Origin of the sequence: Nocardia sp. NPDC005978, assembly GCF_040614455.1 — a bacterium.
Taxonomy (GTDB): Bacteria; Actinomycetota; Actinomycetes; order Mycobacteriales; family Mycobacteriaceae; genus Nocardia.
This window is the reverse complement of record NZ_JBEXUS010000026.1, coordinates 1-13,741: the sequence shown is the minus strand read 5'-3', so window position 1 is coordinate 13,741 and position 13,741 is coordinate 1. Positions and strand designations below refer to the sequence as shown.

Sequence of the window (13,741 nt, the reverse complement as noted above, 5' to 3'; positions counted from 1 at the left end):
CCGGAAGGCGGTGCCGCCCACCGGGCCCCGAGTGGGTTCAGCCCAGGATCAGATCCTCCCGATACACCCCGTTGTCGCGGGCGATCGCCTCGATCTCCTTCGGCGTGCCCGCCATGATCGTGCGCACGTGGGCGGTGACCAGCTCCACCGGCCAGTCCCACCAGGCCGCGCGCCGCAGCCGGGCCACGTCCGCGTCGTCGAAGCGCTGCTTGACCGGCTTCGCCGGATTGCCGCCGACGATCGTGTACGGCGGCACGTCGGCCGTCACCACCGCACCCGTGGCGATGATCGCGCCGTCACCGATGCGCACGCCCGGCATGATCAGCGAGTTGAACCCGAACCACACGTCGTTGCCGACCACGGTGTCGCCGCGGCTCGGAATCGAGGTGAGGATGTCCATGGTGTCCGCGGCCCAGGTGCCGCCGAAGATGGTGAACGGGAAGGTCGACACCCCGGCCGTGGGGTGATTGGCCCCGGCCATGATGAACCGCGTGCCGCTGGCCAGCGCGCAGTACCTGCCGATGATCAGCTTCTCGGGCCCGAAGGCGTAGAGCACGTTGTTGCGCTCGAACTCGGTCGCGGCATCGGGATCGTCGAAGTAGGTGTAGTCGCCCACCTCTATATTGGCCGCCTCGATGAACGGCTTCAGGAAGATCGTGCGATCGGTGTGCGGGAGCGGATAACGGACGTCGGGATCGGGAATCTCTGGCACCTCCGTGATGCTAGCCACCCCGCCGGAGTCGGGGAAAACCCGCTGGACCGGGACCGGTAGGCTGGATAGCTGTGCAGACCCACGAGATTCGCCGACGCTTCCTGGAGCATTTCGTCCGTGCCGGACACACCGAGGTGCCCAGCGCCTCGCTGATCCTGGCCGACCCCAACCTGCTGTTCGTCAACGCGGGCATGGTCCAGTTCGTGCCGTATTTCCTGGGGCAGCAGACGCCGCCGTTCGACACCGCGACCAGCGTGCAGAAGTGCGTGCGCACCGGCGACATCGAGAATGTCGGCATCACCACCCGCCACAACACCTTCTTCCAGATGGCCGGCAACTTCAGCTTCGGCGACTACTTCAAGCAGGGCGCGATCGAGTTCGCGTGGTCGCTGCTGACCAAGAGCGTCGAGGACGGCGGCTACGGCTTCGATCCCGAGCGCCTGTGGGTCACGGTCTACCTCGACGACGACGAGGCCGAGCAGATCTGGCTGAAGCTGGGCGTGCCGTCCGAGCGCATCCAGCGCCGCGGCATGGCCGACAACTACTGGTCCATGGGCATTCCCGGCCCGTGCGGTCCGTGCTCGGAGATCTACTACGACCGCGGACCCGAATACGGCATCGAGGGCGGCCCCGAGGCCGACGAGGATCGGTACATCGAGATCTGGAACCTCGTGTTCATGCAGAACGAGCGCGGCGCCGGCCGCGGCAAGGACGACTTCGAGATCCTGGGCCCGCTGCCCAAGAAGAACATCGACACCGGCATGGGCGTCGAGCGCGTCGCGTTCCTGCTGCAGGGCGTCGACAACGTCTACGAGACCGACCTGCTGCGCCCCATCATCGACAAGGCCGAGGAACTGACCGGCCGCAGCTACGGCGTCGAGCACGCCGACGACGTGCGCTTCCGCGTCATCGCTGACCACGCCCGCACCGGCGCGATGCTCATCGCCGACGGCGTGAACCCGGGCAACGACGGCCGCGGCTACGTGCTGCGCCGCCTGCTGCGCCGCATCGTGCGCTCGGCGCGCCTGCTCGGGGCGGAGAAGCCGGTCATGGGCGAGTTCATGAAGATCGTCAGCGATCTCATGGCCCCCTCCTACCCGGAACTGGCCACCGACTACAAGCGCATCGAAACCGTCGCCGTCGGTGAGGAATCCGCGTTCCTGCGCACGCTTAGCACCGGCTCCAAGCTGTTCGACGACGCCGTCACCGAGGTGAAGGCCCAGGGCGGCAAGCGGATCAGCGGCACCGAGGCGTTCACGCTGCACGACACCTACGGCTTCCCGATCGATCTGACCCTCGAGATGGCCGCCGAGGCCGGCCTCGAGGTCGACGAGACCGGGTTCCGCTCGCTCATGGCCGAGCAGCGAGCGCGCGCCAAGGAGGACGCCTACTCGCGCAAGCAGGGCCACGCCGATCTCACGGTCTACAAGGAATTCGTCGACCGCGGCGCCACCGAGTTCACCGGTTTCGACGAATTGGCCACCGAGGCAACGGTGCTCGCCATCATCAAGGATGGCGTGCGGGTGCCGGTGGCCGAGGTCGGCCAGGACGTGGAGATCATCCTCAACCGCTCGCCGCTGTACGCGGAGTCCGGCGGTCAGATCGCCGACCGCGGTTCCATCGTCTCCTCGCACGGGCTGAAGGTCCGCGTCAACGACGTGCAGAAGATCGCCAAGAAGGTGTGGACCCACAAGTCCACCATCGAGGCCGGCCAGCTCACCGAGGGCGACACCGTGCTCGCGCAGGTCGATCCCGCGTGGCGGCGCGGCGCGACCCAGGGCCACACCGGCACCCACATGGTGCACGCCGCGCTGCGACAGGTGCTGGGCCCCAACGCCGTCCAGGCCGGCTCGCTCAACAAGCCGGGCTACCTGCGCTTCGACTTCAACTGGCAGGGCGCGCTGAGCGAGCAGCAGAAGGCCGACATCGAGGCCATCTCCAACGATGCGGTCGGGGACGACTTCACCGTGAACACGTTCGTCACCGATCTGCCCAGCGCCAAGAAGATGGGCGCGATGGCGCTGTTCGGCGAGAACTACGGCGACGAGGTCCGCGTGGTGGAGATCGGCGGACCGTTCTCCATGGAACTGTGCGGCGGCACGCACGTGCAGCACTCCTCGCAGATCGGCCCGATCACCCTGCTCGGTGAATCGTCGGTCGGCTCGGGCGTGCGCCGCGTCGAGGCGTTCGTCGGTCTGGACTCGTACCGGTACCTCGCCAAGGAGCGGGCGCTGCTGGCCGGTCTGGCCTCCTCGCTCAAGGTGCCCTCGGACGAGGTGCCCGGTCGCGTGGAGCAGCTCGTCGAGCGGCTCAAGGTTGCCGAGAAAGAACTCGAGCGCACCAAGATGGCCGCGGTGCTGTCCTCGGCGGGCACCTTCGCCGAGCAGGCCCAGCGCGTGGGCAAGGTGCTGCTCGTCGCGACCGCCGCCCCGGAGGGCGTGGGCGCGGCCGATATTCGCACCCTCGCGCAGGACATCAAGGGCCGGTTGGGCTCCGAGCCCGCCATCGTGGTGCTGCTCGGCAATGACGGCGGCAAGGTCCCGTTCGTCGTCGCGGTCACCAAGGCCGCCCAGGATCTGGGGGTCAAGGCCGGGGATCTGGTCGCCAGTTTCGGGCCGAGCATCGCGGGCCGCGGTGGCGGCAAGCCGGAGATGGCCCAGGGCGCGGGGTCCGATCCGTCCGGTATCGAGGCTGGTCTGACGGCTGTGCGGGCGCGGGTGGCCGAGCTCGCCGGCTGATGTCCACGAGTTCGGAATTCTCCGATTCCCGAACACCGGCGGCCACGGGGTCGGCGCGCTACAGCGCCGACCGTCCGGACCCCGGCACGGATCCCGGACGGGGTCGCCGCATCGGCATCGACGTGGGCACGGTCCGCGTCGGCGTCGCCTCGAGCGACCCGGACGGTGTCCTGGCCACGCCGGTGGAAACCGTTCCCAAAGCCAAGAAGGTCGCCCCGGGCGCCCTGGCTCCCGACCTCGCGCGGATTGCCGAGATTGTGCGGGAGTACGAGGCCGTGGAAGTAATCGTCGGCCTGCCGCGCACCTTACGCGGTGAGAGCGGCTCGTCCGCTAAGCTGGCGGCCACCTTCGCGGGGCGTTTGCGGACTTTGATCGCACCGGTGCCGGTGCGGCTTTCCGACGAACGTTTGACTACGGTGTCTGCTGCACGCGCGTTGCGGGACAGTGGAGTTCGCGCGCGCGGGCAGCGGCAGGTCATCGATCAGGCGGCCGCCGTGTCGATCCTGCAAGGATGGTTGGACGAACGGAGTGCGCTATTGAAGCCGCGCGGTGATGGTGATACCGCATGACCGACCGCTGGACCCGGGCCGAGGAACTCTACCGGCAGAACGCTGAACGTCGTTACCGCAGAGACGACCTGGACTGGCCGGACGCGGACGACGACGAGGACGACACCACCGTCATCCCCCGGTACGAGGACGAAGACGAGTACGACGACGAGCCGTACCTCGAGCCCGAGCCGCCCCGTCGTGCCGCGCCGCAGCGCGCCGACCGCGGTCGCCGCGCGCCCTCCGACGGTGCGAAGTCTCGGTCGGGCGGCCGGGGCGGTGGGCGTCCCAAGCGTTCGCGCGTGGCCTCGCGCAAGGCCGCCGAGCGCAAGCGCCGCCGTCGCAACATGGTCGTCATCGCGTCGGTGTTCGTCGTGCTGTTCGTGGGCGCGGTGGGCTTCGCGGCGTGGAAGTTCATGAACCGCTACACCCCGGCCGAGGACTTCGCCGCGGGTGAGTCCGGCGCGCTGGTCGTGGTGCAGGTCAAGTCCGGCGACACCGCGACCCAGATCGCCGATTCGATGTACGACAAGGGTGTGGTCGCCAGCAGTGCCGCCTTCTACGAGGCGGCGGTGCGCAATTCGGAGATGAACTCGATTCAGCCCGGCTACTACTCGATCCCGAGTCACAGCAAGGCGTCCGAAGCGGTCACCGCGCTGGTCGGATCCACCTCGCGGGTCGGCAACGTGGTCATCTCCGAGGGCAGGCAGCTGCACGACTCGAGTGATGTCAACACCGGTGCGCCCAAGGAGGGCATCTACCGCAAGATCGCCGCGGCCAGCTGTGTCGGTTCGGGCACCGCGAGCAAGTGCCTCACCTACGAGCAGCTCGAGGCGGCCGGAACCAATACCGATCCGGTGGCGCTCGGTGTGCCGGCCTGGGCGCTGGAGCGCGTGCGGCAGGTGCCCGATCGCACCCGTCAGCTCGAGGGCCTGATCTCGGCGGGCACCTTGGACTTCGATCCCAGCGCCACCCCCGAGGGCGTGCTGCGGCAGCTGGTCTCCGAAAGCGCGCAGCGGTACGAGTCGACCGGACTGCTGCAGGCCGGGGGCAAGCTGAGCCCGTACGACATGCTCGTGGCCGCGTCCCTGGTGGAGCGTGAGGCGTTGCCGCCGGACATGTCCAAGGTGGCCCGGGTGATCGTCAACCGGCTCGCGGTCGATCAGCCGTTGCAGTTCGACTCCACGGTCAACTACCGGCTCGACAAGACCGAGGTCGCCACGACCGACGCCGATCGCGCTCGCAAGACGCCGTGGAACACCTACGCCATGGCCGGGCTGCCGGCGACGCCGATCTCGTCGCCGTCCCTGGATGCCTTGCGCGCCATGGAGAATCCCGCACCGGGTACGTGGCTGTACTTCGTGACGATCGACAAGCAGGGCACCACCCTGTTCACCGAGAGCTACAGCGAGCATCTGCGCAACATCGAAAAGGCACAGCAGAGTGGAATTCTCGACAGTGGGCGGTGAGGTTCGCAAGGCCGCCGTACTGGGCAGTCCCATCGCGCATTCGCGGTCGCCGCAGTTGCATCTGGCGGCGTACCGCGCGCTCGGGCTGAACTGGACCTATGAGCGGGTCGAGTGCACGGGCGAGCAGCTGCCCGGTTTCGTCGACGGCCTCGGCCCGGAATGGGTCGGGCTGTCGGTGACCATGCCGGGCAAGGTCGCCGCGCTCGCGTACGCCGCCGAGCGCACCGAGCGCGCGGAACTGGTGGGCTCGGCGAATACGCTCCTGCGCACCGAGACCGGCTGGCGCGCGGACTGCACCGACGTGGACGGCGTGCGCGGCGCGCTGCAGGGCGCTGGAGTCGAGGAGATCGCCCGCGCGGTCGTGCTCGGCGCGGGCGGCACCGCGCGACCGGCGCTGCTGGCCCTGGCCGAACTGGGCGCGCACACAGTCACCATCGTCGCGCGCGACAAGGGCCGCGCGGCCGACACCCTCGAACTGGCCGAGCGCCTGGGGATGTCGGCCGAGATCATCGACTTCGACGCGGACGCACTGGGTTTCGTGTGCGCCGAGGTCGATGCCGTGGTCAGCACGGTCCCGGCCACCGGTGCGGCGGGCGTGGCGGACGCGGTGGCCCAGGCGCCCGTGGTGCTGGACGCCATCTACAACCCGTGGCCGACCCCGCTCGCGGAGGCGGTGCAGCGGGCCGGTAACACCGTGGTCAGCGGGCTGGAGATGCTGCTGAACCAGGCGTACGGGCAGGTCGAGCAGTTCACCGGCAAGCCCGCCCCGCGTGCGGAAATGGCTGCCGCGCTACAGGAGTGAGCGGCGGGCAGGGTTGCGCACCTGCCGCGCTACTACACCTGCTGCGCTCGGTGGAACGCTGAAAGGCACGACGGCGTCGCGTGATCGCGGCGCCGTCTTTCGTATCCAGCCCTGGGCACTGCACTGCCACCGGTGCGCCGGCGAGGCCGATCACGCGGTCTCGGAGGCGGTATGTGGCGCGGACTCCGTGTGCGGTCCGTTCGGTGTGCTCGTCGCCGCGTGCGCGCGGATCTCCGGCGCCGCGTGCGGGTCCGGATCGAACGCGCGCCGGAAGGTGAAGGCGTACGGCGTCGGGCCGTGGTCGCGCAGATGCGCCAGCCGGGTCATCGCGTCCTCGATGGTCGGCAGCTGCCCGGCGGGCACCCACCACAGCACGGTGAAGACCTCGCCCAGCGAGACGAACCACTCGCGCCTGCGACGCACGTAATCCATGTGGCCGCTGCGGTACACGTAGTCGAACAGGGTCTCGCGCGACTCCCACAGGCTCATGTTCACGAGCAGGTCCGGATCGTCGTAGGGGCGCAGCGATGTCGCGTCGTTGGAGTCCTTGTCCACCAGTCGCCAGACGAATCCGGGGGAGCGTTCGGCGAGGGCGTTGATCGAATCGAGTCCGGCGTAGAACGCGGCCACGCGCGGATCACCCTGCGGGGCGACCATGCGGCCGATGTTGAGCTGTGCGAGGTGCATGTCCGGACTATAACTAATCATCGCTTGTTTTAGAGAACGATACGCAACACCGGCCCGGTGCCGCGTCCATCCGCGCGGTCCAGCCCGCTTCGGCGGCGACGGGTCCGAGCAGGGCCAGGTTCATGCCGCAGACCAGAGGTGGGAAGTCCACGGCCAGGCGGTGGAAGGGGCAGTTGCGCAGCCGGATTCGCGCGTCGTCCAGGTAGGGCTCGTAGCCGCGTTCGCGCAGCACGTCGAACAGTTCACGACCGTCCAGGCGCGGGCCGTGTGCGGCGGCGGCCGCCTCGATGGCCGTGTCGAGTCCCGAATGTTCGGCGACCTCGGCGAGAATCGTTGCGACGGTGCGATAGTCGCGTTCGGGGAGCAGGACGGCGAATTCGGCGTCGGCGCGCCGGTAGAACTTGGCGGGCCGGCCCGACCCCGGCCCGGTCCTGCCGTCGGGGCGGCGGAACACCGCGTCCAGCAGTCCGGCCTCGGCGAGCTTGTCGAGATGGAAGGCGGCGAGCGGGCGCTTGATCTCCACCGCCGCGGCGGCCTCGTCCCGGCTCACGTCGTGATCGGCGGCCGCGACGTGGTCGTACAGGCGCCGGCGAATCGGGTCCTGCAGCAGGGCGACGGCTTCGATGCTCACCCAGTCTTTGTAGCAGCGTGCGCGGCCATCGGGCCCGGTCGCGGGCGCCCCGCGCGTCCGATCCCGGCGAAACCGGCTAAAGTTCTGGAACGAGTTTCAATTCCGTGGACCGGTTCGCAGGTTAAGGTGATCATCATGAATGCGTGGGTGTTGCGCGCCGTGGCTTTGGGAGCGCTGACCGTAGTGCTCCGGACCGTGCTCGGCCTGGCGATGATTTACTGGCCGACCAATGGCGCCTGGATGCGGATCTTGTGCCTGGTCGTGCTGCTCGCCGCCGTCGTGGGCTGGGGTGTGCTGGACGGCCGCGCCGACCGCCGCGCCAACCCCGATCCCGAGCGCGGCGCCGACCTCACCATGCGCTGGCTCAAGGCCGGCGTCGTCGGTGGCATCGGCAGCGGCGTGGTCTCCTGGATCCTCGACTTCGCGCCCAAGTTCGATCTGGGCGACAACGGGCTGCTCTTCGAGGTCAGCTCGGGCGCGTCCTTCATCATCCTGATGATCTTCGTGCCGGGCATGATCGGCGTGACCATCGGCCGCTACCTGGCCGGCCGCGAGTCCAGGGGCAACACCAATGCCTCCGCCGACACGGTCGTGCTGAACAAGGAATCGGCCTCGGTCTGAGACTCCGGCTTCGATCGGAACGCCACGGTGGGACGCCCGCCGTGGCGTTCGGCGTTTCCGGGAGTCGTGCGCGCCGGTATCCTCGGCGCGGACAGCGATCGAAAGGGGCCGGGGGACAGTGGGTGTGGCGATGAACGAGGCGTTCGAACGGGCCGACGCGCTCGAGCGGCAGGGTGACACGGCCGCGGCCGTGCGGCTGTTCGAGGAGCTCGCGGCGAGCGAGTACGGACCGGCGCTGTCCCGGCTCGGACTGATCGCGGTCGAGCGCGGCGACGAGGCGGGCGCCGAGGGGTGGTGGGAGCGGGCCGCGGCGGCCGGCCACGCGGCGGCGATGTTCAATCTCGGGTTGCTCGCGGACAATCAGGCCCGGCCCGCGGACAGCGAGCGCTGGTTTCGCGCGGGTGCGGCGGCCGGTGACACCGACGCGGCGTTCAACCTCGCGCATCTGCTGGAGCAGCGCGGGGATACGCGCGAGGCCATCGAGTTCTACCGCGTGTCGGCCGCGGCGGGCGATGTGAAGGCCATGTACAACGTCGGCAGTCTGCTGTTCGTGGATCGCGGCAAGTTCGACTACGGGGACGAGTACCGGACGTGGTGGCAGCGCGGCGCGGACGCCGGGGAGATGCACAGCGCGTACAGCCTCGCCGTCGCGTACGAGGTGCTCGATCCCGAGGCGGCGGTGGAATTGTTCCGAGCGGCGATCGCGGCGGGGCATCCGAAGGCGGAGGGTCGGCTGGCCGCGTTCACGAACGGGTGCTGGTCCGACGGGCGGCCGCATATTCGCGGATTGTTCTGAGGGCTCGCTCGCTTATTCTGGCGACTGATCGGCAATCGACGCCGGGGGATGCGTCTCCCTGCGGCCGGGATGTGTCAGTGGTCATGTGCGCGGGGCCACCGCATTGATAACGATCGGCTCTACTCCTCATTGCTAATCGATAGCTTCGCGGGGAAGCGGAGATAACAGCGCGAGGAGTATTGCCCGCTGGGGTGCTGTTTCTGGCGCGTATGCGGCCCGTTTCGCAGGGTGGAGATGAGTCTGCTCAGCGAGTTAGGGTCCGATCCCATGGCTGCCGAAACGTCGAACGTACGCGTCGAGAGTGAATTCGCGCCGTTGCGCACCGTGGTCGTCTCGCGAAGTGAATTCCGAGCTCCGGACAGTGCGGCAATCCTCGGGCATTCGATGCCGGTGGAGGCCGGAGCCGTCGAGATCCTGGATGCGGTCTGGGGTCGGGACTTCGGTGCGGTCTACCCCGAGAAGCAGATCCGGTGGGAGGCCGAGCGCGATGAACTCGCGGTCGTGCTGGAACGGCACGGGGTGGAGGTGCTGCGGCCGCGAATGTTCACCGATGACGAGAAGGCGGCCGCGGGGCAGACGGGGTACGCGAACTTCTTCGTCCGTGATCCCTGGTTCACCGTGGCCGACCACGTCATCGAAGGGGTGCTGCAATTCCCGCACCGGCGCATGGAGGTGCTGCCGAGCCGGGATCTGCTGCTCGAGCGGGTGCTGCCGTCCGCCGCGGCATACGTGTCGCTGTTGCAGCCCGGCAAAGCGCCCCTGGGCCACCCGGGACCGGGCCCGTTCCTCGAGGGCGGCGACGTGCTGGTGCTGGGCGAGTATGTCCTGGTGGGTCATTCGGGCATGGCCACCGACGAACTCGGCGGCCGCTGGCTCGCGAAATACCTGGAACCCTTCGGGCTGACCGTGATTCCGGTCCGTCTCCCACCGCACGTGCTGCACCTGGACTGCGCGCTCGGCCTGGTCCGCGACGGCCTGCTGATCGCCTGCCCCGACCGGCTCCCCGGCGGGCTGCCCGCACCCCTGCGCGGCTGGGAAGTGATCGAGGTCAGCGAGGAGGAGGCCGCGGCCATGGCCACCAACGGCCTGCCCATCGACGAGCACACCTACATCACCGATCCCGAATTCGCCCGGGTCGGAAAGGAACTGCAACACCGCGGCATCGCCGTGGAGTACATCGACTTCTCGGTGTCCCGGCTGTTCGGCGGGGCGTTCCGCTGCTCGACCCAGCCGCTGCTGCGCGCCAACTGAGCGGTGGCGCAACGACTCCGGCGGTGCGGCATTCGATCGCACGCATCGGCGGACAGTCAGCGGAAAGCGCGGCGGTAGGCGTGGGGGCTCACGCCGGTCGTGCGCTTGAAGCGTTCGCGGAAGCCCGCGGGGGAGCCGAAGCCGACCCGGTCGGCGATGAGTTCGACCGAGTCCGAGCTGGTTTCGAGGAGCTGTTGGGCGCGGCGGACGCGGGCGCGGTGGACCCATTGCAGGGGTGTGCTACCGGTCTGGTCGGTGAAGCGGCGCAGCAGGGTGCGGGCGCTGACACCGGCGTGCGCGGCGATATCGGCGAGTGTCAGCGGGCGGGAAAGGTTTTCCTGAATCCAGAGCAGGGTCGGCTCCAGGGCGGCGCCCGTCGGAATCGGCGTGTGATCGTGCGGGATGAACTGCGCCTGGCCGCCTTCGCGTTCGAGCGGCATGACCGCCTGTCGGGCGGCGTCGGCGGCCACGGCCGAACCGTGGTCGCGGCGAATCAGGTGCAGGCACATGTCGACTCCGGCGGCAGCTCCGGCGGAGGTGAGGAACTGACCGTTGTCGACGTAGAGCACGTTGGGATCGACTTCGATCGCCGGATGCCGGGCCGCGAGGAGTTCGGCCGCCATCCAGTGGGTGGTCGCGCGCAAGCCGTCGAGTAGACCGGTGGCGGCGAACGGGAAAGCGCCCGAACAGATGGAGGCGATCCGTGCGCCCCGCGCGGCGGCCGCGATGAGCGCGGCCCGGGAGTCCGGCGACAGGGGCGTGGTGGGTTGGGCGATACCCGGAATGATGACGGTGTCCGCCGCGGTCAGTGCGTCCAGGCCGCGGGGGGCGCGCAGGGTGAAGGTCCCGGTCTCGACCTCGGGCCGCTCGGCGCAGACCAGCACCCGATAGCACGGCCGGCCGCCGGGCAGGCGAGCCCGGCCGAAGGCTTCGACCGGCGTTGCCAGGTCGAAGGGGATCACGCCATCGAGCGCCAGGACCGCCACCGTGTGCACGAATCCGAACATACGGGTGGCGGCGAGAATCCAGCGAAAGCTGTCGCCAATGCCACTGGGGCGGCGGGGTCGCACGCCATAGCGTCGATGAGCGAGCGAAACGAGTTCGCGCACCGACCGCCCGGAGGCATTGATGACCGGCACTTCGCCGCAGCCCGACCGCATTCAGATCGCCATCCTGGCCTACCCGGGCATGACGGCCCTGGATTCGATCGGCCCGTACGACGTCCTGCGTGGGTTGCCGGGCGCGGAGATTCGTTTCGTCTGGCACGAGCCCGGGCCGATCACCACCGACAGCGGGGTGCTCGTGCTGGCCGCGACGCATTCGCTGGACGAGACGCCCGCGCCCGACATCGTGCTGGTGGGCGGGTCGATTCCGGCCACCATGGCCACCGCCGCCGACGAGAAGGTGCTGGCGTGGCTGCGGCGCGTGCACGAACACACCACCTGGACCCTGTCGGTATGCAGCGGATCGCTCATCCTGGCCGCCGCGGGCCTGCTGGACGGGCAGCCCGCGACATCGCACTGGGCCGCCCAGTCGCTGCTCACCGGGCTCGGCGCGAAACCGCAGCGCGACAAGCGGATCGTGCGGTCGGGCAAGATCGTGACCGCCGCCGGCGTCTCGGCCGGGATCGATCTCGGACTGTGGCTGATCGGCGAGATGGCCGGGCCCGATCGTGCCCGGGCGGTGCAGTTGGCGATCGAGTACGACCCGCAGCCGCCGTACGACAGCGGCCACCCGAGCAAGGCGACGGCGCAGACGAAGCAGGCCGCCGCGCGCCTGACGAAGGATCTGGCCACGTCCCGCGAGCTCGGGGGAGAGTTTCTGAACGGGTCGAAAGTGCTGTGGTCCAGTGCGATTCGACGAGCTCGGGCCCGGTTCGCGCGCGTCTGAGGAGCGTCCGTTCCCGGTTCGAGCCGGGTGGTTCTCTCCGGGTTCGAGCCGTGCCGGTGCGGGTGCGCGCCAGGTCGGGACGGTGGTGCAACCGCCTGCGCCCCACCGCGATCGATGCGCGGTGGGGCGTACGATCACCGGCCGGTCCGGCGGGTGATCGGCTCGGCGGTGATCAGGAGAAGTCGGCGAGGTGGTCGGTGACCCATTCGGCGTAGCCGCGCGGGGCGTGGCCGGTCAGATCCTCGACCACGGAATTGACCTGGGCCGGCTTGCCGACGGTCGCCGCCATCAGGTCGAACAGCGCGTTGATGAACGCCGGATCCATGAAGTTCGCCATCTGCGCCCGCACCGGGGCGTCGTCCAGCTCCTCGAAGACCAGCGGACGGCCCAGTGCCGCACCGAGAATCGCGACCTGGTCGACCTGGGTGAGCGAAGCCGGGCCGGTGAGGTCGTAGACCTTGCCGGCGTGTCCGCCCGGAAGCACCGCCGCGGCCACCTCGGCCACGTCGTTCTCGTGCACGACCGACGCGGACGCCTGCCCGTAGGCCGCCCGGATCACGTCGCCGCCCGCCAGCTGCATGGCGAAGGTCAGCGAGTTGATGGCCGGGAACAGCAGGCGCAGGAACGTCCACTCGATGCCCGACTCCTCGATAGCGAGTTCCACGTCGCGGTGGTACTGCGCGATCACGTCGGGCTGGGTCGCGCTGCCGTCGACCACCGCGCCCGAGGACAGGAACACGATGCGCCGCACGCCCGTTCGCCGCGCCGCGGCCACCAGCGGTGCGACGTCCATCTGATACGGCAGCACCAGGAAGATCGCCTCCACGCCCGAAAGCGCCTGCACCAGCGACTCTTCCGAGGTGAGGTCGCCCACCGCGACCTCCGCGCCCGCGGGCAGCCCGGCCGATTCCGGGCGACGGGTGAGCGCGCGCACCGGCTGTCCCGCGGCCAGCAGGGCGTCCACGGCCTGACGGCCGAAGTGAGCGGTGGCGCCGACAACGAAGAACATGAGATTTCCCTTCATGCGCGGCGGTCGTTCCGCCCGCGCTCCATGACTGTAACAGAACGGAATGATCTATTCCACTTGAATTCTGAATCCGAGCTGTACCAGCGCGAACGCGCGGTACGCGGCCCAGCGGCTACGCGGCCCGCGTTCCGTATCCGCGCGGCGGCGTCGAAATGCGAGAGGTGCAGGGTCTGTTGCAGGAACACGATCGGACCGCAGCAATGCATCATGATTGCGCTGGGCTTCGCTGCGGTGATCGCGCTTGGCGGCGGCTCGCGGTACCGCGCGAGCGGCGACGGTCGCAGCATCGGCGTCACTGTCGTCGGCGTCTGTGCCACAGAGGCGAGCCGCTGCCCGCGTGAGAGATGCAGCGGGCGACCGTTCGCATCAACCACCAGCACGTACGGAGTAGACCCTTCGGCCAGTTTCGGGGCTTCGGTGATCGAGAGCATCCCGCCGGTGGCCGTGGTGGCGATCCCGGCGGCTACGCGGTGCGGCGGCTGCGCGGTGCGGCGATCGTGCGACCTGGCGACCGTGCGGTTCCGGTTGTGTAGCGGTACGCGAACGCCCGCGACCACAGTGGTCGCGGG

The 13,741-nt window shown here is 69.3% G+C and carries 13 protein-coding genes and 1 pseudogene; 8 read left to right on the top strand and 6 right to left on the bottom strand.

What is annotated here, in order from left to right; genetic code table 11:
* Positions 1-37: 37 nt before the first annotated feature.
* A complete protein-coding gene (locus ABZ319_RS14530) occupies positions 38-712 on the bottom strand; it encodes a CatB-related O-acetyltransferase (protein ID WP_354986868.1) in 675 nt (224 codons plus the stop codon).
* Positions 713-783: 71 nt separating this feature from the next.
* Between ABZ319_RS14530 and alaS the strand changes: the two genes are divergently transcribed.
* Genes alaS through ABZ319_RS14510 form a run of 4 tightly spaced genes read left to right on the top strand, consistent with a single transcriptional unit; the run spans position 784 to position 6,269 of the window.
* A complete protein-coding gene (gene alaS / locus ABZ319_RS14525; protein ID WP_354986867.1) occupies positions 784-3,450 on the top strand; it encodes an alanine--tRNA ligase in 2,667 nt (888 codons plus the stop codon).
* Positions 3,450-4,019 (top strand): Holliday junction resolvase RuvX, encoded by a 570-nt coding sequence (gene ruvX / locus ABZ319_RS14520; RefSeq protein WP_354986866.1) that lies wholly within the window; start codon positions 3,450-3,452, stop codon positions 4,017-4,019. Before alaS ends, ruvX begins: the two co-directional genes overlap by 1 nt.
* A complete protein-coding gene (locus ABZ319_RS14515) occupies positions 4,016-5,467 on the top strand; it encodes an endolytic transglycosylase MltG (RefSeq protein ID WP_354986865.1) in 1,452 nt (483 codons plus the stop codon). Before ruvX ends, ABZ319_RS14515 begins: the two co-directional genes overlap by 4 nt.
* Positions 5,442-6,269: a shikimate dehydrogenase gene (locus ABZ319_RS14510; protein ID WP_354986864.1), complete on the top strand. Its 828-nt coding sequence runs from the start codon at positions 5,442-5,444 to the stop codon at positions 6,267-6,269. The genes ABZ319_RS14515 and ABZ319_RS14510 overlap by 26 nt, the downstream gene beginning before the upstream one ends.
* 150 nt (positions 6,270-6,419) lie before the next feature.
* On the opposite strand, the gene ABZ319_RS14505 is transcribed toward ABZ319_RS14510, so the two are convergent.
* Together ABZ319_RS14505 and ABZ319_RS14500 are read right to left on the bottom strand one after the other, a co-directional pair.
* Positions 6,420-6,956 carry a DUF3291 domain-containing protein gene (locus ABZ319_RS14505; RefSeq protein WP_354986863.1) on the bottom strand — a complete coding sequence of 179 codons (537 nt, stop codon included), beginning with the start codon at positions 6,954-6,956 and terminating at the stop codon, positions 6,420-6,422.
* 13 nt (positions 6,957-6,969) lie between these two features.
* Positions 6,970-7,587, bottom strand: coding sequence for a transcriptional regulator (locus ABZ319_RS14500; RefSeq protein ID WP_354986862.1), 618 nt, complete (start codon positions 7,585-7,587; stop codon positions 6,970-6,972).
* A 135-nt stretch (positions 7,588-7,722) separates the two neighbouring features.
* On the opposite strand from ABZ319_RS14500, the gene ABZ319_RS14495 reads away from it, so the two are divergent.
* From ABZ319_RS14495 to ABZ319_RS14485, 3 genes are all read left to right on the top strand, one after another.
* Positions 7,723-8,208 (top strand): B-4DMT family transporter, encoded by a 486-nt coding sequence (locus ABZ319_RS14495; protein ID WP_354986861.1) that lies wholly within the window; start codon positions 7,723-7,725, stop codon positions 8,206-8,208.
* A gap of 130 nt (positions 8,209-8,338) precedes the next feature.
* Entirely contained in the window at positions 8,339-9,004 is a 666-nt protein-coding gene (locus ABZ319_RS14490) for a tetratricopeptide repeat protein (RefSeq protein ID WP_354986860.1), read from the top strand.
* Positions 9,005-9,271: 267 nt separating this feature from the next.
* Positions 9,272-10,255: an amidinotransferase gene (locus tag ABZ319_RS14485; RefSeq protein WP_354986859.1), complete on the top strand. Its 984-nt coding sequence runs from the start codon at positions 9,272-9,274 to the stop codon at positions 10,253-10,255.
* 56 nt (positions 10,256-10,311) lie between these two features.
* Here ABZ319_RS14485 and ABZ319_RS14480 read toward each other — a convergent pair whose 3' ends face one another.
* Positions 10,312-11,250 carry a helix-turn-helix domain-containing protein gene (locus tag ABZ319_RS14480; RefSeq protein WP_354986858.1) on the bottom strand — a complete coding sequence of 313 codons (939 nt, stop codon included), beginning with the start codon at positions 11,248-11,250 and terminating at the stop codon, positions 10,312-10,314.
* Positions 11,251-11,383: 133 nt separating this feature from the next.
* Here ABZ319_RS14480 and ABZ319_RS14475 point away from each other — a divergent pair, with 133 nt between their 5' ends.
* Positions 11,384-12,145 carry a DJ-1/PfpI family protein gene (locus ABZ319_RS14475; RefSeq protein ID WP_354986857.1) on the top strand — a complete coding sequence of 254 codons (762 nt, stop codon included), beginning with the start codon at positions 11,384-11,386 and terminating at the stop codon, positions 12,143-12,145.
* Between the two features lie 172 nt (positions 12,146-12,317).
* Here ABZ319_RS14475 and ABZ319_RS14470 read toward each other — a convergent pair whose 3' ends face one another.
* Positions 12,318-13,169 (bottom strand): NAD(P)H-binding protein, encoded by an 852-nt coding sequence (locus ABZ319_RS14470; protein ID WP_354986856.1) that lies wholly within the window; start codon positions 13,167-13,169, stop codon positions 12,318-12,320.
* A pseudogene (locus ABZ319_RS14465) lies at positions 13,166-13,741 on the bottom strand (hypothetical protein); the annotation flags it as partial. The pseudogene ABZ319_RS14465 and the gene ABZ319_RS14470, both read right to left, overlap by 4 nt.

What these genes read in the sequence shown, in the direction of transcription:
- ruvX (WP_354986866.1), top strand. Translation starts at nt 3,450, where the DNA reads ATGTCCACGAGTTCGGAATTCTCCGATTCCCGAACACCGGCGGCCACG.
- ABZ319_RS14515 (WP_354986865.1), top strand. Translation starts at nt 4,016, where the DNA reads ATGACCGACCGCTGGACCCGGGCCGAGGAACTCTACCGGCAGAACGCT.
- ABZ319_RS14505 (WP_354986863.1), bottom strand. Translation starts at nt 6,956, where the DNA reads ATGCACCTCGCACAGCTCAACATCGGCCGCATGGTCGCCCCGCAGGGT.
- ABZ319_RS14495 (WP_354986861.1), top strand. Translation starts at nt 7,723, where the DNA reads ATGAATGCGTGGGTGTTGCGCGCCGTGGCTTTGGGAGCGCTGACCGTA.
- ABZ319_RS14490 (WP_354986860.1), top strand. Translation starts at nt 8,339, where the DNA reads ATGAACGAGGCGTTCGAACGGGCCGACGCGCTCGAGCGGCAGGGTGAC.
- ABZ319_RS14485 (WP_354986859.1), top strand. Translation starts at nt 9,272, where the DNA reads ATGGCTGCCGAAACGTCGAACGTACGCGTCGAGAGTGAATTCGCGCCG.
- ABZ319_RS14475 (WP_354986857.1), top strand. Translation starts at nt 11,384, where the DNA reads ATGACCGGCACTTCGCCGCAGCCCGACCGCATTCAGATCGCCATCCTG.
- ABZ319_RS14470 (WP_354986856.1), bottom strand. Translation starts at nt 13,169, where the DNA reads ATGAAGGGAAATCTCATGTTCTTCGTTGTCGGCGCCACCGCTCACTTC.